Origin of the sequence: Streptomyces sp. Ac-502 (assembly GCF_045222935.1) — a bacterium.
GTDB classification, from domain to species: Bacteria; Actinomycetota; Actinomycetes; order Streptomycetales; family Streptomycetaceae; genus Streptomyces; species Streptomyces monomycini.
This window is the reverse complement of record NZ_JBHFFO010000001.1, coordinates 1480166-1500472: the sequence shown is the minus strand read 5'-3', so window position 1 is coordinate 1500472 and position 20307 is coordinate 1480166. Positions and strand designations below refer to the sequence as shown.

The window sequence follows — 20307 nt, the reverse complement described above, 5'->3', positions numbered from 1 at the left end:
GGGAGCGCGTCCACGAACGCCCACGCGTTGGGCACGAGGTGGGCCGGCAGGCGGCCCTCCAGGTGGGCGCGCAGCGCCGCCGCTCCGGCGGCCGCACCGTCCTGCCGTACGACGAAGGCCACCAGCCGCGCGTCGTCCGGCGCCGGACGCTGGACGACCACGGCCGCGTCGGCGACCCCGGTGTGCTCGCGCAGCACGTGCTCGATCTCGCCCGGCTCGATCCGGAAGCCGCGGACCTTGATCTGGTCGTCGGTCCGGCCGTGGAAGTCCAGCGTGCCGTCGGGGCGTGCCGAGACCACGTCACCGGTGCGGTAGAGCCGGCCGGCCGTCGGGTGGCCGACGAAGGTTTCCGCCGTGCGGTCCGGCTGTCCGACGTAGCCGAGCGCCAGCCGCGGGCCGCCGAGCCACAGTTCGCCGCGCACACCCGGCGCCACCGGCTCACCGCGCTCGTCCATGACATACGCGGTCGTCCCGGCGATCGGGCAGCCGATGGGCGGCGGGGCGTCGCAGTCGGCGTCCGCCACGCGGTGCGCGGTGGCGAAGGTGGTCGCCTCGGTCGGCCCGTACCCGTTGACCAGTTCCAGCCAGGGGTGGGCGCGCAGGACGGAGCGCGCGTGCTGCGCGGACAGCGCCTCGCCGCCCACCAGTACGCCGCGCAGCAGCCCGAAGAGCGGGGACCGCCGGGCGGCCAGGTGGTGGAAGAGCGCGGTGGTCAGCACGGTGACGGTCGCGCCGAGGCGCTCCGCGTCCCGCGCCAGACCGGCCGGCGAGAGCCGGTCGGCGGTGGACACCGCGACCGCGGCGCCGTTGGCCAGTGCGGCCCACACCTCGAAGGCGGCGGCGTCGAACGTGACGGGGAGTGGAACAGCACCCGGTCGCGGGGCGTGAGGGTGACGTACTCGGGCCGGTGCGCCAGGCGCGCGATGCCCTGGTGGGTGACGGCCACGCCCTTGGGCTGACCGGTCGAGCCGGAGGTGAACATCACGTAGGCGACGGCGTCCGGAGCGTAGGTGCCTTCGGCGGGCGAGGGCGCGTCGTCGCCGGCGTGCTCCGCCACGCGGGCGGGCGGCGGCGGCAGCGCCCGGTCACCGGGGATGCCCGCCGCCTCCACGAGGTCCTTGTCACCGACCGTCAGCACCGCTTCGGCCGTCTCCAGCATGGTCGCGATGCGCGGAGCGGGATGGTCGGCATCCAGCGGTACGTAGTGCCCGCCCGCCCACCAGACGGCGAGCTGGGTGACGACGATGGGGACCGAGTGCGGCAGCAGGACGCCGACGGCGTCGCCGGGACGCACGCCACGGTCGTGCAGCGTGCGGGCGAAGCCGCGTGCGGCCGCGGCGAGTTCCGCGTACGTCAGAAACGTTTCGCCGTCGGTCACGGCGAGCGCGTCGGGGGTGGTGCGGGCGAAGTGCGCGACGAGTCCGGGCAGGCCGGTCGCGAGGTCGGTCATGGGGTCGGTCGTGAGGCCGGTCATGGGGTCGGTCATCTCACACCCCCGCCAGGCCGGCGGCGGCGCGCCGGGTGTCCACCAGCGCCGCCAGCGCCCGCAGGTCGGGCTGCCGCAGCACTTCGGGCGCCCGCAGCCGTACGCCGCAGTGCTCCTCGATGCCGGTCAGCAGCCGGGCGGTGGACAGGGAATTGCCGCCGGCCGCGGCGAAGTTGTCGCCGGTGCCGAGGGCCGGGCTGCCGAGCAGGTCGCGGCAGAGCCGCAGAACCAGTTCCTCGGTCGGCGACTGCGGCGCGCCGTCGCCCTCCGGGGCCGCGCCTCCGCCGGCCGCCGCCTCTTCGGCCGCCAGGAGGGCGGCCCGGTCGACCTTGCCGTTGGCGTCCAGCGGGAAGCTGTCGAGGAACCGTACGACGGCCGGTACGGCCTGTTCGGGCAGCCAGCCGCGGGCTTCGCGGATCAGCTCGTCCGCGGCCGGCACCGGCGCACCGGGGACGGGCAGGACGAAGGCGACGAGCCGGGTGACCTCGCCCGCGACGGTCTGTACGGCGACCGCGGACCGCCGTACGCCCGCGTGGTGCTCGAACGCCGCCTCCACCTCGGCGAGTTCGATCCGTACGCCGCTCACCTTGACCTGGTCGTCCAGCCGCCCGAGGAAGTCCAGCACCCCGTCGGGCCGCATCCGTACCCGGTCGCCGGTGCGGTAGACCCGGGCGGTCCCGGTGACGCCGTCCGGCGGGGCCACGAAACGGGCCGCCGTCAGGTTCGCGTCCAGGTAGCCGAGCGACAGCACGTCCCCGCCGACGCGCAGTTCACCGGCCTCGCCGCGCGGCACCACCAGGCCCGCCTCGTCGGTGACGCAGACGACGGCGCCGTCGACGGGCGTGCCGATCGGCGGGGAGCGGTGTCGCCGTCGTCGGCCTCGACGTGGTGCACCGTGGTGACGACGGTGGCCTCGGCGGGGCCGTACGCGTTGTGCACCCGGGCCGTGACCTGCGGCGCGGGACGGCGGCGCAGCCGGTCGCCGCCCACCACCAGGTGGCGCAGGTCGGGTAGCTCGGGCCAGGGCCGTTCGAGGACGGTCTCGGCGAGCGGCGTGGGCAGGATGGCGACGGACACCTTGGCGCGCCGCCACCAACCGGTGAGGGCGTCCGGGTCCCAGCGCACCTCCTCCGGCGGCACGCTCAGCGTTCCGCCCGACGTGAGCGCCGCCCACAGCTCCTTGAGGTGCGGGTCGAAGGAGACCCCGATCAGCAGGCTGTGCCGGTCCCCGGGCCGGGCCCCGGTGTACGCGCAGTACCAGTCCAGCAGCGAGCCGAGCGACGAGCGGCCCACCGCGACGGCCTTGGGGGTGCCGGTGGAACCCGACGTCAGTACGGCGTAGAAGGTGCCGGGCGGGGCGGTCGGCGCGGTGCCGGTGGCGGGTCCGGCGCGGAACGCGGCCACGACACTGCCGGCCGCGTTGGCGCCCTCGGCGGGCAGCGGCAGGGACACGGCGCTCGTCCCGGCACCCGTACGGTACGCCGCGGGCAGCAGCGCGGGGTCGCCGACGAGGCAGCCCACGCCCAGCCGCTCGGTCACCGCCGTCAGCCGGTGCTCGCCGGGGCGCGGTCCCAGCGGCAGGTAGACGGCGCCGAGCCGGGCGAGCCCGACCGCCACCGCGACCAGCGCGGCCGAGCGGTCGAGGCACACCCCGACCAGGTCACCGGGGGACACCCGGCCGCGCAGCGACTCGGCCACGACGTGCGCCAGGGCGTCCACCTCGGCGTAGCTCCAGGACAGTTCGCCGTCCTCGACGGCGGGGGCGTCGGGGGCGCTGCGCACCCAGTGCTCGTACCGGGCGAGGATGTCGGACCGGTCGGCGGCCTTGGCCGACGTACCAGGTGTGGCGCCGTACGCGATGCTGAGCCGGTCGTCCTTCGGGCTGCTGCCGGGATGCTCGTGGGCTGAAATACTCATGATTCCTCTGCGGTTCGCGAGTTCACGCATTCGTAAGGGGCGGGGCCGGGGGCGGTGGTCCGGCCCCCGGGCCCCGGAGGGCGGACGGCTCAGCCGAGCCCCATGGACCGGGCGATGATCACCTTCTGGATCTCCGAGGTCCCCTCGATGATCGTCATCATCCGGACATGGCGGTACAGGAACTCCAGCGGATGCCCGCGCACCCACCCGGTGGCGCCGTGCACCTGAAGGGCCCGGTCCACCACCCGCACCGCGGTCTCCGACGAGGTCAGCTTGGCCAGCGCGGCGTTCTCCGGCGCCTCCGTGCCGCCGTCCACCAGCCGCGCGCAGGCCAGCGTCAGCAGCTTGGCCGCCTCGATCTCCGCGCGGCTGGTCACCAGATGCTCCTGCACATGCTGGTACGCGCCGATGCGCTCGCCGAAGGCCCGCCGTTCACGGGCGTACGCGATGCCCTGCTCCAGCGCGTACTCGGCGATGCCGTCGCACATCGCGGCCACCACCAGGCGGCCCCGGGACAGGCTGTCCATGCCGTTGCCGAGCGCCGAACCGACCCCGTCGGGGCCGCCGATCACCGCGTCCGCCGGTACCCGCGCGTCCTCCAGCAGCAGCTCGTACAGCGGCTCGCCCGACATGCCGTCGTACCGCTGCCCGATCCGCAGCCCCGGGTTGCCCGCCTCCACCACGAAGGCCGTCGGCTCGCCCCCGGCCGAGGCGACGACCAGGGTGAAGTCCGCCCGGTCGGCGTTGCTCACGAAGGTCTTGCGGCCCTTGAGGATCCACTCGCCGGTCGCCTCGTCCCGCACGGCCGTGGTGGTCAGCTGGAACGCGTCCGAGCCCGCGTGCGGTTCGGTCAGCGCCAGACAGCGCACCGCCTCGCCGCGCACCAGCGGCTTGAGATAGCGCTCGATCTGCTCCTCCGTGCCGTGCCGCAGCAGCGGACTCGGACCGTCGGAGCCGGCGAGGGCGTACGGCGCGAGGGGGCAGCCGCTGCGGCCCGCCGCGTGATGCAGCAGTACCACGGCGGTGAACGGCATGCCGGAACCGCCCAGCTCCTCGGGATAGTCACCCGCGTAGAAGCCGAGGGCCGCCGAACGCCGGCGGACGTAGTCCCGCAGCTCGGCCGGGGGCAGGTCGGCGTCCTCCGGCAGGTCCGCCGCCAGCGGCACCAGCTCCTTGCGGATGAACGCCTCGAAGGAGGCGGTCAGTTCCCGGTGGTCGGCCTCCAGGACCGACGAGGGGTAGCTGCTCACGCCGCGACCTCCCGCACCGCACGGGCCTGGTCGGCCAGCACCGGGTTCTGGAAGAACAGCCGCAGCGGCGGCCGGCTGCCGAGCCGGGGCTCCAGCCAGGCGGCGAGCTGCGCGGCCAGCAGGGAGTGGCCGCCGATCTGGAAGAAGTGCGACGCCGGGGTGAAGTCGTCGTGGCCCAGCACCTCGCGCCAGGCCTCGGAGAGCAGCGCCACCTGCGGGTCGGCGGGCTCGCCGGACGCCTCGGCCGCGGTGCTCCCGGCCGCCTCCTCGGGCGGCAGCTCGGCCACCCGGCACGCCAGCGCCGCGCGGTCGGGCTTGCCGCCCTGGAGCGTCGGCATGGCGTCCAGCCGGATCCAGCGGGCCGGTACGAGCGCGGTGGGCAGCCGGCGGGACAGCGCGGCGTGCAGCTCCTGCTCGTCCGGCTCCGCACCGTCCCCGGCACGGGACTCCAGGAAGCCGATCAGCCGTGGCCCGGCGGGACCGCCCGGGTCGAGCACGACGGCGGACGACCGGCCGCCCAGCTCGACGGAGGCCGCGGCCTCCACCTCCTCCAGCTCGATGCGGTAACCCCGCAGCTTGACCTGGTTGTCGCGGCGGCCCAGGAAGCAGAACCGCCCGGTCAGGTCCCGGTAGCCGAGGTCGCCGGTGCGGTAGACCCGCTCGCCGTCCAGGGCGTCCGGCGTCACGAAGCGCTCGGCGGTGGCCTGCGCGTTGCCGAAGTATCCGTCGGCCAGTCCGGCGCCCGCGACGGCCAGTTCACCGACCGCGCCGGCGGGCAGCGGCCGCAGCCCGGCGTCGAGCACATGCACCCGGGTGCCCGGGAGTTCCGCGCCGAGCGGCACCTCGGCGCCGTCCCGCAGGTCTTCGCGGGTCACCTCGTGGACGGTGCTGGTGATCGCCGCCTCGGTCACGCCGTACGCGTTGAGCACGGTGACCGACGGCGACCCGGCGGCGGCGTCCACGGCGTCGAACAGCTCGCGCAGCGCGCCGACCGGCAGCCGCTCACCGCCCAGGACGATCACGCGCGGCGCCCAGCGGCCGTCCCGCAGCGCCTCGCCCAGCTCCTGCCGTACGGCGAGGAAGTAGCTGGTCGGCAGGTTGGCGACGGTGACGCGACGGGCCGCCAGGACCGCGGTCAGCTCGTCCGGGGTGGGCACCTCGCGCTGCGGCAGCACCAGGCAGGCACCGGCCAGCAACGACGGCAGCACCTCCTCCAGCGCCACGTCGAAGGACGGCTGGGCGAAGAGCAGCACCCGGTCCCGCTCGGTCAGGCCGTAGCGGCCCGCCGTGGCGCGGGCGTGCTGCGCCAGCGCCGCCCGGCCCACCACGACCGGCTTGGGCAGGCCGGTGGAGCCGGAGGTGTGGATCACGTACGCGGCGTCCTTGAAGGCGTCCGGGCCCAGCTCCCGAGCCGGGGCCGCCGCCTCCGGGAACGCGGGGCCGTCCAGCAGCGCCACCGGCAGCCCTTCGGCCGGGAGCGACAGCGCGCTCTCCCGGGTGGCCAGCACCAGCGCGGGATTCAGCCGCTCCAGCAGCGTCTTCAGGCGCGTGGCCGGGTCGTTGGGGGAGAGGGGGCAGTACACGGCGCCGGTCCGCAGACAGGCGAGCAGCGTGACGACGGAGTCCGTGCCGCGCGGAAGGAGGGCGGCCACCGGACGGCCCTCGGTCACTCCGGCCGCGCGGAGCCTGCGCGCCAGGTCGTCGGCCCGGGCGCCGAGCTGACCGTACGTCAGGCTCTGGGTGCCGCCGACGAGGGCGGGGCGGGCGGGGTCCTGGCGGGCGACCGGGTCGAGCACCTCGTCGGTGGGGAGGGCCGCGAGGGCGTCCGTCTCCTCCGGGCCGGTGGCGCGGTCAGCGGCCACCGCGGCGGCTCCCAGCGAGGCCAGCGGTGCTTCCGGGGTCTCCAGGTAGGCGCGCAGTACGTCGAGGAAACGTTCCGACAGGAGTCGGACCACGTCCTCGCCGAACAGGTCGCGGTCGTAGTCCCACACCAGCGTCATCCCCGCGGCGCCCTGCCGCGGACCGACCGTCCGCCGGTCGTCCGGCATCAGCACCAGGTCCAGGTCGAAGCGCGTGGTACCGGTGTTGAAGCCCTCGTACAGCGCCACCTCCAGCTCCGGCACCTCGATCTCCGGCAGCGCCGCGTCGTGCGCGCTGAACATCACGCTGAACAGCGGGTTGTCCGCGCCGGAGGTGTGCCGGCCGAGCGCCCGCGTCAGCTCCTGCACCGGCACCTCCTGGTGCGGCAGGGCCCGGATCAGCGTGTCGGTGACCTCGTCCACCGTCTCCAACGCCCCGGCGACCGGATCCGGCCGCAGGCGCAGCGGAATCGTGTTGACGAACATGCCGACGGTGCCCTCGAAGCCCACCGGACGGTTGCCCACCGCCGTGCCGACAACGATGTCGGTCCGTCCGCTGTGCCGACGCAACAGCTCCGCGAACAGGCTCAGCAGCGTGGAGAACGGCGTGTGCCCCTGGGCGCGGCTGCTCTCCCGCAGCCGCTCGGCCAGGTCGGCGCCGATGGCCTGGCGCAGCTGCCCGCCCGCGTGGCGGCGCTGCGCACCGGGCCGGGCGAGGCCGGGCAGCGGCAGGTCGAAGGTGGCGTCCGACAGCTCCGCCGTCCAGTGCGCCAGGCTGGCGGACCGGTCGGCGACGGCCGCGGCGCGCGCGTGGTCCTCGTACGAGCGTGCTGCCGACAGCTCCACCGGCTCGCCGAGCACCTGACCCCGGTACACGGTGAACACGTCGTGCAGCAGGATCGCGAAGGAGTGGCCGTCGTGGATCAGGTGGTGCTCGACGTGCACGACCCGGTGGTGCCGTTCGCCCAGCCGGGCCAGGCACCAGCGCAGCAGCGGCGCCTCGGTGGTGTCGAGCGGCGTCTCGGCCTCGCTCCGCAGCAGCTCCTGGAACGCGGCCTCCGGATCGGCCTCCTGGGAGAGGTCCACTGTGCGCATCCGTGGCTCACATCGTTCGCGTACCCGCTGTTCGGGCACCTCGCCCGACCGCTCGACAAGTTCGAGTCGCAGGCCGGCGTGCCGGTCGAGCGCGGCGCCGAGCGCGGTGCGCAGGGCCGCCTCGTCGAGCCGGCCCCAGAGGTCGATCGACGCCGTGAAGTTGTAGGCACGGCTGCCCGGCAGCATCTGCTCGTGCAGCCAGACGACGTCCTGGGACGGTGAGAGTCCGAACATGGTCCATCCTTCGGGTGGTGGATGAGGGTGGGCACGGCCCGGCGCCCGCTGTCGGTCGGACGCGGGGCCGGGTGGGTGGAGCGGTACGGCGGGGCCGGTGCCGGCCCGGGGTGAGGGCCGGGGCGCCGGTGTGCGGGTCAGGCCACGGGGGTGGTGGTAGTGGTGCGCTCCTGGCCGGGCAGTTCGGCCGGGGTGCCGGCGGATTCGGCGGGTCCGCCGGACAGTTCGGCGGTCAGGGCGGTGAAGGCGTCGCGGACGAGGCCGTCCGGGAAGGCGTCGCGGTCCCAGGCCAGCCGTACGAGCAGGTCGGACCCGTACGAGACGGAGACCGCGAACGGCGCCTGGAGCGGCCGCCCGTCGATGTGCACCTCCCGGCCCGCGACGCCGTCCAGCTCCAGCGGCGGACGGCGGTGCAGGTCCTCGAAGGTCAGCAGACCGTCCAGCCGCCCCGTCCAGGGGACGGTGGCCGTCCGGGCCGCCCGGACCACCTCGTCGAACGGGGTGTCGGCGTGGTCGAGGTCGTCCCACCAGGTGGTGGTCAGGTCGTCCGGGCCGCAGGCGAAGGCCGGGTGCACGACAGTGTTGAGGAAGCAGCCGAGGACGGGCGGCGCCGCGGCGGGGCGGCCGCCCCAGGGGTAGCCGAGCAGCGGCGTACGCCCAGGCGCTTTCGCCTCGCCCAGAGAGCGCGCGACACTTCCGCACGCCCCGAGCAGCACGGGGAAGGCGGTGGACCGCCCGTCACCGCTTCGGACCGGGAGGCGCGCTTGAAGCGCACCGGTGGGTCGAGGTGCGGCCGGTGCGGCCGGTGCGGACGCTTGCCGGGCAGCGGGCTGACCGGGAGCCGCACTCGCGTCGCTGTCCGCGAGCGCCGGGGCGATCCTGCGGGCCCAGTACGCGAGCGCGTCCGGCCCCGACGCCCTCTTCTCCGCGTCGAGTTGCAGGCGTACGGCCTCCCGGTACCCGGCCACCTCCACCGCGGCACGGTCCTGCGGCACATCGCCGGGACCGAGCCCGTGCCCGTACGCCTCGCCGAGGTCGGCGGAGATCCGGCCGAGCGACTGCTCGTCGCACACGGCGTGGTCCAGGGCCAGGGCGAGGATTTCCACGGGGCCGGTGGAGCTGTCGGTGTCGGCGTGCGCATCGGCAGCGCGATCGCCACCGGCACCGGAGTCGGTACGGGCACCGGAGGAGCCATCGGCGTCGGCCAGGAACAGCCGCAGCGGCGGGCCCTCGGCCGACCAGGCCAGCAGCGTCCGGCGCAGGGCCGCCGCCGCGCTCTCGCCGGGGCGCGGAGTCACCCTGTTCACCTGCGCCTCAGGCGTACCGAGCCGCTGGACGGGCGCCCCGCGCAGGACGTCGGACCGGGTACGCAGCGCGGGGTGCGCCGCGGCCAGGTGGCCCGCGGCCGCACGCAGCCGCTCCAGGTCGATCGTGCCGCGCGGGAAGGCGAAGAACAGCGGTACGACATCGGGCCGCCCACCGGGCGCGAGCCGCCGGGCGAGCAGGAAGCGCCGCTGCGCACCGGTGACGGGCAGCAGCGTCGCCGGGTCGCTCACCCCGGCGGCGGCCTTCTCGTAGCGGGCGAGGTACTGCTCGGTGATGTTGACGGTAGCCCGGCGGGCGCCGGTGTCGGTGGTGAAGCGGGTACGGACGCCGGTGCCGGCCGGCTGGCCGGTGCTGATACCGATTGTCGTGCTGGGATCCACGATGACCTCCTTTGCGCCGCCGCGGACGGGGCGTTGCGGACGAGACGTGTGAGACGTATGAGTCGTAGCGGATGCATACGAGACGTATGAGCCGCGTGCGATGTACGAGATGGATGGTCGGTGTGAGGCGTGCGGACGCAGCCGCAGCCGCAGCCGCGCACGCGGAAACCGCGCGGGAGCACGGCGGCCGGATCACAGGCTCCGACCCACAAGCTCCGGCCCACCGGCCGGCTGACCCACGTCGGCGGGTGGGTCAGCCGGCCGCTCCGGGCGCATCAACTGCCTCGGAAGCCGCCCCGGATCCAGCTCCGTCCGCCGCCTCTCCGTGCGCTTCTCCGGCGGCCGGCAGGTCCCGCAGCTTGCGCAGGGGGACAGCAGCAGGGGGATCGGTACGAGCAGGAAGCCCACCGCGCACACCCATACGGCGGCCCGCGGTCCGGCCGCTCCGGCGATGGATCCGCCGGCCAGCGCGCCGAGCGGCATGGTCCCCCAGACCATGAACCGCAGCGTGGCGTTCATCCGCCCCAGCAGCGCGTCGGGGCAGAGCAGTTGCCGGAAGCTCACCTGGGCCACGTTGTAGACGACCGCGCCGAAGAAGACGGCGCCCGAGCCGAGCGCGAACCATCCGGCGGCGGGCCCCTGCCCGGACAGCGGCCACAGCAGGGCGAACGGCCCGGTGACCAGGGGAGCGAGCCAGATGATGCGGGCCTGTCCCAGCCGCCGGGCCACCGTCCCGGCACACAGCGCCCCGGTCAGGCCGCCGACGGCGGAGGCGGACAGGATCAGCCCGAGCACACCGGGCGGCAGGCCCAGGTCGCGGGTCAGGAACACGGTCTGTACGGCGACGAGCATCGCCGAGAAGAAGTTCGCCACCCCGGTCGACAGCGCGATCACGCGCAGTACGGGATGCCGCAGTACGAAGGCCAGGCCTTCCTTGACCTGCGCGGACAGCGACACACCCGGCGTGACCTCGGGCTCCGGCTCCCGGACGCGGATGCCGCGCAGGAACAGGGCGGACGCGAGGTATCCGGCCGCGTTGGCCAGTACGGCCACCGGCGGCCCGAGCAGTTGGACGATGCCGCCGCCCAGTCCGGGCCCGGCCACCTGCGCCGCCGAACGCGCGGTCTCCAGCGCCCCGTTGCCCGCCACCAGTCGCGGGCCGGGCAGCACCCTCGGCAGATAGCTCTGGTGGGCGACGTCGAAGAACACGGTGGCGACGCCGGTGACAAAGGCCACCACGTACAGCTGGGCCATCGTCAGGGCGTGGCACGCCGCGGCGAGCGGCACGCTGCCCATCGCCACCGCGCGCACCACATCCGTACGGATCAGCAGCGGCAGCCGCCGGACCCGGTCCACCCAGGCGCCCGCCGGCAGCCCGATGAGCAGGAACGCGGCGGTCTCGGCCGCGGTGAGCAGGCCCACTTCGAAAGCCGAGGCGTGCAGCCCGACGACGGCCACCAGGGGCAGGGCCACGAGGGCCACTTGGGTGCCTGCCTGGCTGGCCGCGGCCCCGGCGAGCAGCAGCCGGAAGTCGCGATGGCGGAGGAGCCCGTCACCGGCGCGGCTGCCGGAGGCTCGTGAGGTGGTCACATGGCTGACATTTGGTGATGAAGAGGGGGCGGGTCAAAACGACCGTAGGTTTTCCGGACAGCTTGATCCGCATTCCGGACGCTGTGCGAATGTTTTGTCGTAAACCGTCCGTTCTCTCCGGTCCACCCTGCCCTGAGGTGACCTGCTACATCCTCACCAAACGTTCACTCGGCGACCGTTTTTTCGGCCGTCGAGCGAATGTCCGGTAAGTGCGGCTGGGGATGTTCAGAAGCCGTAAGGACTGCTGACGGGCAGCGCGGAGTGTGTTACGAGCTGTGAACCCAGCGTGGTCACGATCGCCTGGCCTCCGGCTCCGGCGCCCGGCGGTCCACCTCCAGGGCCCGGTGCGCCGGTCCCGCGCCGCGCCCGGAACGCCCGCGCCGCCTGCCCGACCCGGGCCGTACGGTCAGGCCCAGCCGGCACCGGTCCAGGTACTCCGTGATCTGCTCGTCGTCCCAGCCGCCCGCCTCCCGCAGCCCCGACGACAGATGCGCCAGATAGGCGTCGGTCGGCTGCGTACGCGGGACCTCGCCCGCACGCCACGGCGCGGTGAAGGTGAGCAGCGGCAGGCCGTCCAGCGAGCCGGGATGCACCAGCGTCTCGTAGCGGCCGGGGCCGAACCGGGCCCGTCCCCGCTCCAGCACTTCGGCCAAGTCCAGGTCCGCCGCCGGCTTCCGGTGCATCTCCTGTGCGGCGATGTCGGAGAACTGGCTCCGTGTCACCAGGTGGGCGCGGGCCCAGACCTCGCCGGGCCCGTCCGGGTCGTAGAACGCCACGCCGCCCGTCCAGTTCAGCGACTCCAGCGCGAAGTACATGGTCCCCGGCAGGACGACCGGTACGGAACGGGCGGGCGGCCTGGGGTCACGGCACCCCGGACACGTACGCAGGCCGCCCGGCGGGCGCCCGCCCGCCAGGTAATGGCGCAGCCGTGCGCCGTGCATGTTGGAGCCGTACGACACGTACCAGACGTGCACCGCAACATCCCTTCGCCGATGCGCCGCCCGGGCCGGGCGGCACCCAGGGCCGAGCCGCATGTCAAGCCGTACATACGGCTATAAACCAGGTCGTAAGCCATGGTGCGCCCGTCGCCACCACAGATCACCGAGCGAATCCTGCGGTTTGGTAAAGAAATGGAAGTGAGCCCTGTTCACAGGGGGCGGCAGAAGACAGGATCCCTCGTGCAGCTCTGTGATCACCGCCGCCTTTCCGCGGCGCTTTGTACAGGGGGCCCCACATGAGACGAACAGCAGCGCTCGGCGCCGCCGGCACCCTGGTGACCGGCGCGCTCGTAGCCGGAGCGATAACCGCCACACCCGCCGGCGCGGGTCGGCGGCACCACCGCGGCTCGGCCGAGGACCGCGGCGTGCGGGCCGCCGCCGCCCGCGCGGCCGAGCAGGGCGTCGACTGGCAGACCTGCCCTGCCGACTGGGGCCTGAAGGCCCCCATCCAGTGCGGCCATGTGACCGTGCCGGTCGACTACGCCGAGCCCGACGGCCGCACCATCAAGATCGTCGTGGACCGGATCGGCAACACCGGCGGCAAGAGCGAGCGGCAGGGCTCCCTCCTCTACAACCCCGGCGGCTCGGGCATGAAGTTCCCGACCCGCGCCACCTGGCCGGAGAAGCAGCGGACCCCGGTCGAGGTACGAAGCGGCAAGGGCCTGCCCAGCGTCCTGATCGTGCAGAGCACCCGTGACGCGGCGACCCCGTACAGCGGCGCCGTCGAGCTGCGCAAGCGCCTCAAGGGCTCGCGCCTGATCACCGAGCAGGGGGCGGCTCGCACGGTGTCGCCGGTCTGGTCAACCCCTGCATCGACAACCGGGTCGACGCCTACTTCCTGACCGGGGGGCATGTGGTGCCGCCCGGCAAAGAGTGGCGCCACACGTGTGCCACCATGGCGTTATGGACCTCACGCCCTACGTCGACAACCTCCGGCACGAACTCGCGGTGGCCGCGGACGCGGGAGGAGACGAAGCGCGTGCCCTCGCCGAGCGGCTCACCGCCCCGCTGGAGTCGGCCGCCCGCCTCACCCTGCTGAACGCGCTGTCCGCCGCGATGGGGGAGGTCACCCGGGACCTGGCGCCGGGTTCCGTCGACGTACGGCTGCGCGGCCTCGATCCCGAGTTCGTGGTGACGGCCCCGCCGGCCCCTCAGCCGTACGAACAGGACGAGCCCGAAAGCGCGCCGAGCAGCGCATGGACCGCCGCGCCGGCCGCCGCCCCCGTCGACGGCGGCGAGGGCGGCACGGCCCGGATCAACTTCCGACTGCCCGCCCACCTCAAGGCCCGGGTCGAGGACGTGGCGGGCCAGGAGGGCCTGTCGGTCAACGCCTGGCTCGTACGGGCCGTCGCCTCGGCACTGGACCCCGGCGAACGCAGCCGCCCCGCCGGCCGCCAGCGGCACGGGGGTCAGCAGAGCTATACGGGCTGGGCCCGCTGACCGTAATGGTCTGTACTGGACCGAAGTGACGGACGCTCTCCACCACTTCGGTCCGAAGCTCAATCCGAAGGCCTGACACCGCGGTCGGGGCGCAGGCGTCGGGTAAGGCCGCGGGGCGCCTGCTGCCGTGCCTTCGCCTCGTTCGCGTACATGTCCACGTACTCCTGTCCGGAGAGCCGCAGAATCTCGTACATGATCTCGTCGGTGACGGCGCGCAGCGCGGCGTGTTCGCCGTCCAGCCCGGCGAACCGCCCGAACTCCAGCGGCTTGCCGAAACGGACCGTGATCCGCATGGCGCGCGGCAGCCGCCGTCCGGTGGGCTGCGCCTCGAACGTGCCGATCATCGCGCACGGCACGACCGGCACCTGCGCCTTGATCGCCATTGCCGCCACACCCGTACGGCCTTTGTACAGCCGGCCGTCGTGCGAGCGTGTCCCCTCCGGATAGATTCCCAGCACCCGTCCTTTCCGTAGCACCGCCAGCCCGGATTTCAAGGCGGCCTGTGCAGCCTTTCCGCCGGACCGGTCCACCGGAATCTGGCCCACGCCGCGGAAGAAAGCAGCGGTCAACCGACCCCGCACTCCGGGGCCGGTGAAATATTCGGCCTTTGCCAGAAAAGTGACCCGGCGCGGCACGATCACCGGCATCACGAAGTGGTCCGAGAACGACAGATGATTTCCCGCGATGATGGCCGCCCCGGTCGGCGGTACATTGTCCAGCCCTTCCACGTGCGGCCGGAAGAGCAGCCTCAGTAACGGCCCCAGAAATACGTACTTGAGAACCTGGTAGAACACAGGGCTTCCCCCTCACGCTCCGGAACCGGCATCGGCGTCGGGTGTTTTCGCAGGTCAGGCGAGGTGCAAGGGGAAATAGTGTACGTGCGGACACCGGCGTGCCGTAACCACCCGTCGGCGACCGGATACGCCCGAAGAGATCGTTACGGCGACCAGCCGGATGATCGGTGATCTTCCGGTGATATCCGTCATGGGCTGCGCACACGCACTGCGTGTCCACGCGGTGACGGACCGTCCCCGTTACTCGCTCGTTCCGCCCCAGGTATTCACCCCATACCCGGCAATCAGCCGACTGGCGGTATCGTCCCGGAAAGCGGCTGATGCCGTCCGTCTTCCGGACATGCGGGGCGGGTGGCGCTCTTCACAGGGGGAACCGGGTTGCGAACGCCTCACACACGTCGTCACGCGCGTCTCACGCCGACCGCCACGCAGCGCCCCGGGGGCCGCTGCGGAGTGCCGCGGCGCCGCGCGGGCGGGCGTGCCCGGGGTGCCGTTCCACCCGGCGGCTCCGTACCGGTCGGAGGGAGCTGGTCCATCCGCAACCAGCTGTTCTGACCTTGTGACCTTGTGACCGAGTGCGCCCGACGCGACGGTCGACCTGCGCGGGGACCGCACGCGTCCGTGCGCAGTGCCCTTTCGGCACGGCCGTCGGGCCCGTCTCCTCGGTGAGGCGCCCGCGCCGCCCCGGGGATCTGTTTACTTCAGAGATGGTGTTCTGTGACTGAGATATCTGTGGTTGTCATCGTCTACAACGATGCGGAGCGGTTGCCTGCTGCGGTGGGGTCGGTGCTGGAGCAGTCGTTCGGTGATGTCGAGGTGGTGATTGTCGATGATTGCAGTTCGGATGGTTCTTTTGCGGTGGCGCAGGGGCTGGCGGGGCGGTGGCCGGGGCGGGTGCGGGCGTTTCGGCTGGAGGAGAACAGTGGGGCGGGGGGTGAGCCGCGTAACCGGGGGATTCGGGAGGCGGTGGGGCGTTATGTGATGTTCCTGGACAGTGATGATGTGCTGGAGCGTCATGCGTGCCGGAATCTGGTGGAGGCGGCGCGGGAGACCGGGGCGGATCTGGTGTCGGGTCTGTGTGTGCGGCTGCACAAGGACGGGCCGGTCGAGAAGCGTGATGAGTGGTATGCGTGGCTGTACGGGCAGACGCGGACGATTGATTCGGTCCAGGAGCTGCCGGATCTGTTCGTGTGGGACACGTTGTCGACGAACAAGTGTTATCGGCGGGAGTTTCTGCTGGAGCATGATCTGCGGTTTCCCAAGGGGATGTTCTATGAGGATCTGCAGTTCATCGCCGAGGCGTATCTGGCGGCGTCGCGGATCACGCTGATTCCGAACCAGGTGTATTTCTGGCATGTGCATCAGGCGGCGGCGGTCAAGTCGGTGACCAACCGGCGTCATGAGATGACCAATTATGAGCACCGGCTGGAGGTGCACCGGCGGATCGATGCGATGCTGGCCGAGCGGGGGCTGGCGGAGCTGCGGCGGGCGAAGGATGTGAAGTTCCTCAAGCACGATCTGGTGCTGCATCTGCGGGATCTGCCGTTCCGTGATGAGGAGTACCGGGCTAAGTTCGCGCGTTTGTCGGCGGGGTATCTGGCGACGCTGGATCCGCAGGCCTACGGGCGGGCGCAGCCGCTGCAGGCGGTCTGCGGGTATCTGCTGGGGCGCGGGGACTGGGCGCATCTGCTGCCGGCGGTGGATGCGCTGCTGAATCCGGGCAAGGTGGCGGTGCCGCTGGTCGAGCGAGACGGGCGGGTGTTCTGGTGCGCGGAGCATTTGGAGGATCCGCTGGGCCGGCAGGTGCTGGATGTGACGGATCTGGGGTATCACACGCGGCCGCTGGAGAAGATGTTCCTGCGCAATGAGCTGACCGTCTTCGAGGCGGCCGGGTGCGGCGGGGTGCGGCTGGCCGGGCGGATCACCAATGCGCTGGGCCGGATCGGCGAGGGGGCCGGGCTGCGGGCGGAGCTGGAGTTCACCGCGCGGCGCCGGGGGCTGCAGGCGTTCACCTTTCCCGTGCAGGCGGTGCGCCATGCGGGGGAGGTCATCGAGTGGGAGGCGGTGGCCGATGTCAGCGGGCGGCTGCGGCCGCTGGGCATCATCGATGCGGTGTGGGATGTGCGGCTGGTCCTCGAGGCGGACGGGGTGCGTACCACCACGCGGCTGAGTGTGGCGGACACCCGGCTGCCGGGGCGGGCGCTGCCGGTGCGGCCGCGGCTGACGCGGATGGTCGCCGACCATGTGCGCCCGCACGTGTCGGCCAGGGGGCATCTGGCGTTCGAGCTGGTGGGCGAGGATGCGGGCCGGGAGCGGGCCCGGGAGCTGATCGGCAAGTCGGTCGCGGGCCGGCCGGGGGCGCTGGCGAAGTCCGGCTACCGCCGGGCGCGGGCGCTGCGCCGGACGCTGACGTCGGGGGAGACCCGGCTGCGGGCCTATCGGGAGGTGTTTTCGCGGCTGCCGGTCAAAAAGCGCACGGTGGTCTTCGAAAGTCATCTGGGGCGTCAGTACAGTGACAGTCCGCGGGCGCTGTATGAGGAGATGCGCCGCCAGGGCCTGGAGTTCGAGGCGTACTGGTCCTACAGCGGGGATCCGGGGGCGTTTCCGGCCGAGGCGACGCTGGTGCGGCGCTGGTCGCTGCCGTATCTCAAGGCGCTGGCGCAGGCGGAGTTCTGGGTGGACAACCAGTCTTTCCCGCTGAAGCTGGACAAGCGCCCGGAGACCACCTATCTGCAGACCTGGCACGGGTCGGCGCTGAAGAAGATGGGCTTCGACCAGCCGGCGCAGAAGATGCTGACGCGGGCGCAGCAGGCCGAGCAGCAGCGGGCGCTGGACCGCTTCGACCGGTTCCTGGTGCGCTCGGAGCATGATGTGCGCACGCTGGCCAGGGCGTTTCGGCTGCCGGAGCGGGCCCTGCTGCGGGTGGGCTATCCGCGCAACGACGCGCTGGTGCAGGCCCGCAAGGCCGAGGAGGCCGGCGGGGCGCGGGTGCGCGGCCCGCTCGCCGCCGAGCTGGGCATCGCCGCGGACAAGCAGATCATCTTGTATGCGCCGACGTTCCGCACCAGCGGGGGCGCTCGCACCGCTTCGAGCTGCCCTTCGATGTGGAGCGGTTCGCCGAGCGGTTCGCCGACCGCTATGTGCTGCTGGTGCGCTCGCACTACCTCAACCATGTGACGCTGCCGCCGACGGTGGCGGGCTCGGTCATCGATGTCTCGGCGCACCATGACGTGGCGCCGTTCTTGGAGCTGGCCGATGTGCTGGTGACCGACTACTCGTCGGTGATGTTCGACTATGCGCTGCTGGACCGGCCGATGGTGTTCTTCACCTACGACTACCAGGCGTATGTGCACGAGCAGCGCGGCACCTACTTCGATCTGCGCGAGCATGCGCCGGGGCCGCTGGTGGAGAGCGAAGAGGCGTTCTTCGCGGCGCTTGAGGACCTGGGCACGGGCGGCCCGGAGTTCGCCGCGGCCCGCAAGCGCTTTGTCGCCCACTTCGGCGAGTACGAGCACGGCAACGCCGCCCGCACCCTCGTCGAGCAGTTCTTCTCCCACTGGAGCCGTTGATGACCGCCACCCCCACACCCGCAGACACCCACCCGGCCCCCGACACCGCCAGCACCTCCCAGGCCGATCCGGTGCGCGATGTCTTCTTCGTCTCCAACAGCGTCAACGAGCTGGGCGGCATCACCAGCTGGTCGCACCAGATGGCCGGGCTGTTCGCGGCCCGCGGCCACCGGGTGCACCTGATCGGCATCACCCCGCCGCCGCCCGGCCGCGCCCGCACCCTGGCCGACGACCTGCCGTATGCCACCACCACCCTGTATGACGAGCACCCGCCGCAGGTCCGCCCGGTGCGCACGCTCAAAGACCGGGCGAACTGGGCCGAGCACCGGCGCCGGGCGGCCCGCGAGGCCGGCATGCGCGCCCAGGCCGCCAAACTCACCCAGCTGTTCACCGCCGCCCGCCCGGGCGCGGTCATCATCGTCACCCAAATCTGGGCGATGGAATGGGTGGCGCTGGCCGGCACCGGCGGGCACACCGTGATCGGCATGAGCCACGAGTCCTTCGAGACCTGCCGCAAATCCTCCCGCTTCCAGCGCGTGAAGACCTACTACCGGGACGTCGACCGGATGCTGGCGCTGACCCGCGAGGACGCCGACGCCTGGATCCGCCAGCGCATGGACAACGTCGGCTTCATGCCCAACCCCCTGCCCTTCTACCCCGAGGTGCCCTCACCGCGCACCCACAAGGTGGTCGCCAGCATCGGGCGCCTGCACGAGGAAAAGGGCGTCGACCTGCTGCTGGAGGCCTGGGCCCAGCTCGCCGCCCGCCACCCGCACTGGACCCTGCGCCTGTACGGCGCCGGCGAGGAGGAAGAAGCACTGCGCAAGCAGAGCGCCCAGCTGGGCATCGCCGACAGCGTCACCTTCATGGGCCGCACCCACGACGTGCCCGGCGCGCTGCGCCAGGCCTCGGTGTTCGTGCTCAGCTCCCGCGGCGAGGGCTTCCCGCTGGCGCCGATGGAGGCGATGGCCACCGCCGTGCCGTGCGTGGCCTTCGACGTCGCCCCCGGCGTCCGCGAAATCATCCGCCACGGCGAGGACGGCCTGCTCGCCCCGCCCGGCAACACCAGCGAACTCGCCCGCCACCTGGAGGCCCTCATCAGCGACCAGACCCTGCGCGACCGCATGGGCGAGACCGCCCGCACCAACATCCAGCGCTACGCCACCGACGCAATCGTCCAGCGCTGGGAGAACCTCTTCACCTTCCTCCAACGATGAAGCGGTGAAGCACGCCAAAGGCTGATCAAAGGATGAACCGTCCCTCCTGGCAGCGGCCACCAGCCTGTCTTCGCGGTGGTCGCTGCCAGGGGCTCATCGGACCGTGCCGGTGGCCACTATGGACGGGTCAGCAGGTGCGCCCCACGTAGTGCGCGCCGTCGATCTTCCCGGAAGAGCCGAGCCAGGTGACCCCGGGGCCCACACAGCGCTCGTAGTTGGGACCGAACACCTCCACTTCGATGATCACGCGTGAGCCGTCGCTCGTGCAGTGGTGGTAGTACGCGTCCCTCGAAGTCTCGTAGAAGCCGCAGGGGTTGGCGGAGGCGCCGGGAGCGCCCGCGACGGACATGCCGAGCGCGAGGGCCGTGGCGCCGAGAGTCGCCAGCAGAGAACGGCGAAGGCTCATGTGCATGACTCCTTGTCGAGGTAGGAAGATGTCGACCTTCCGGTGCCGGGCGGGAGTCGCCTCGGCACGTGGAGAGCGTCGCTTCGGCCACCCGGGACCGTCAGGTCGTCTCACTCGTACGGGGATCGGAAACCACCGGTTCGAGTGCTGAGGCGGACCACGTGAGTTCGACGGGGCGGTGGCCGATGACTCAAGGGCGGCCCCCTCTATTCCGTACTAATCAAGCTTGACTAGTCGCTTCGTCGGGCGTACTTTCCTTCTGTGCGGCCACGTGGGGTGGGCGCGCGTCCGAGATCGATCGAGGGGAACCGCGCGTGACCTTTCTGCCCGACACCGGCTACATACCGACCGACGAGGACCGTGCGAGCCTGGACGCCTGGTTCGCGGAGTACGACGCCCGGAGCGCGAAGCGCGATGTCGCGCGCATGGCCGACATGGCCGTGTTCCCGCTCAACCTGGTGAGTGACGACTCGGCCGGCGACGGCCGTTCGGCGCAGTGGGACCGGGAGCAGTACGTCGCGACGATGACCCAGGTGATGGGCGAGGGGAACGAGGACATCACCTTCACCTCCACCCGGACGCCGGTCTTCCTCTCGCCCGCGATGGCCGTGGTCTTCACGGACTCGACCATGACCCAGGAGGGCCGGAGCCAGCAGCTGCGGTACGCCGACATCCTGATCCGACGGGACGGGCGGTGGGCGTTCCAGACCATGGTCCAGGGCGGCTGGGGCGACAACCTCTGAACC

12 protein-coding genes and 4 pseudogenes are annotated in these 20307 nt (G+C 72.4%); 6 read left to right on the top strand and 10 right to left on the bottom strand.

The genetic code is table 11. The features are described 5' to 3' along the window. Positions 1–41: 41 nt before the first annotated feature. The 8 genes and pseudogenes from ACEXOX_RS06760 to ACEXOX_RS06725 all read right to left on the bottom strand — a co-directional run. Positions 42–1450 (bottom strand): annotated as a pseudogene (locus ACEXOX_RS06760) (amino acid adenylation domain-containing protein); the annotation flags it as partial. A gap of 37 nt (positions 1451–1487) precedes the next feature. Further along, complete coding sequence (locus ACEXOX_RS06755; protein ID WP_406519536.1) at positions 1488–2282, bottom strand: non-ribosomal peptide synthetase; 795 nt, start codon at positions 2280–2282, stop codon at positions 1488–1490. Then, entirely contained in the window at positions 2204–3403 is a 1200-nt protein-coding gene (locus ACEXOX_RS06750) for an AMP-binding protein (RefSeq protein ID WP_406519535.1), read from the bottom strand. The genes ACEXOX_RS06755 and ACEXOX_RS06750 overlap by 79 nt, the downstream gene beginning before the upstream one ends. Before the next feature lie 89 nt (positions 3404–3492). Continuing rightward, a complete protein-coding gene (locus ACEXOX_RS06745) occupies positions 3493–4653 on the bottom strand; it encodes an acyl-CoA dehydrogenase family protein (protein ID WP_406519534.1) in 1161 nt (386 codons plus the stop codon). Then, positions 4650–7841, bottom strand: a complete 3192-nt coding sequence (locus ACEXOX_RS06740) for a non-ribosomal peptide synthetase (RefSeq protein WP_406519533.1) — start codon at positions 7839–7841, stop codon at positions 4650–4652. Before ACEXOX_RS06740 ends, ACEXOX_RS06745 begins: the two co-directional genes overlap by 4 nt. 137 nt (positions 7842–7978) lie before the next feature. Beyond that, on the bottom strand, positions 7979–9547 hold the full coding sequence (locus tag ACEXOX_RS06735; protein ID WP_406519532.1) for a non-ribosomal peptide synthetase: 1569 nt from the start codon (positions 9545–9547) through the stop codon (positions 7979–7981). A 192-nt stretch (positions 9548–9739) separates the two neighbouring features. Next, on the bottom strand, positions 9740–11137 hold the full coding sequence (locus ACEXOX_RS06730) for an MFS transporter (protein WP_406519531.1): 1398 nt from the start codon (positions 11135–11137) through the stop codon (positions 9740–9742). Between the two features lie 290 nt (positions 11138–11427). Beyond that, positions 11428–12111: a histone deacetylase gene (locus ACEXOX_RS06725; protein WP_406519530.1), complete on the bottom strand. Its 684-nt coding sequence runs from the start codon at positions 12109–12111 to the stop codon at positions 11428–11430. A 260-nt stretch (positions 12112–12371) separates the two neighbouring features. On the opposite strand from ACEXOX_RS06725, the pseudogene ACEXOX_RS06720 reads away from it, so the two are divergent. The 3 genes and pseudogenes from ACEXOX_RS06720 to ACEXOX_RS06710 form a co-directional block, all read left to right on the top strand. Then, positions 12372–12749: pseudogene (locus ACEXOX_RS06720) on the top strand (alpha/beta hydrolase); the annotation flags it as partial. Next, positions 12744–13174: pseudogene (locus tag ACEXOX_RS06715) on the top strand (alpha/beta hydrolase); the annotation flags it as partial. The pseudogenes ACEXOX_RS06720 and ACEXOX_RS06715, both read left to right, overlap by 6 nt. After that, positions 13084–13575 carry a hypothetical protein gene (locus tag ACEXOX_RS06710; protein WP_406519529.1) on the top strand — a complete coding sequence of 164 codons (492 nt, stop codon included), beginning with the start codon at positions 13084–13086 and terminating at the stop codon, positions 13573–13575. The pseudogene ACEXOX_RS06715 and the gene ACEXOX_RS06710, both read left to right, overlap by 91 nt. 59 nt (positions 13576–13634) lie before the next feature. Here the strand turns inward: ACEXOX_RS06710 and ACEXOX_RS06705 are convergent, their stop codons facing one another. Then, on the bottom strand, positions 13635–14369 hold the full coding sequence (locus ACEXOX_RS06705) for a lysophospholipid acyltransferase family protein (RefSeq protein WP_406519528.1): 735 nt from the start codon (positions 14367–14369) through the stop codon (positions 13635–13637). 717 nt (positions 14370–15086) lie between these two features. Between ACEXOX_RS06705 and ACEXOX_RS06700 the strand changes: the two are divergent. Further along, positions 15087–17938: pseudogene (locus tag ACEXOX_RS06700) on the top strand (CDP-glycerol glycerophosphotransferase family protein). Then, entirely contained in the window at positions 17938–19155 is a 1218-nt protein-coding gene (locus ACEXOX_RS06695; protein ID WP_406519527.1) for a glycosyltransferase, read from the top strand. Before ACEXOX_RS06700 ends, ACEXOX_RS06695 begins: the two are co-directional and overlap by 1 nt. Positions 19156–19282: 127 nt before the next feature. Here the strand turns inward: ACEXOX_RS06695 and ACEXOX_RS06690 are convergent, their stop codons facing one another. Beyond that, positions 19283–19561 carry a DUF6355 family natural product biosynthesis protein gene (locus ACEXOX_RS06690; protein ID WP_030018699.1) on the bottom strand — a complete coding sequence of 93 codons (279 nt, stop codon included), beginning with the start codon at positions 19559–19561 and terminating at the stop codon, positions 19283–19285. A gap of 314 nt (positions 19562–19875) precedes the next feature. Here ACEXOX_RS06690 and ACEXOX_RS06685 point away from each other — a divergent pair, with 314 nt between their 5' ends. Then, a complete protein-coding gene (locus ACEXOX_RS06685) occupies positions 19876–20304 on the top strand; it encodes a nuclear transport factor 2 family protein (protein WP_406519526.1) in 429 nt (142 codons plus the stop codon). Positions 20305–20307 lie beyond the last annotated feature (3 nt).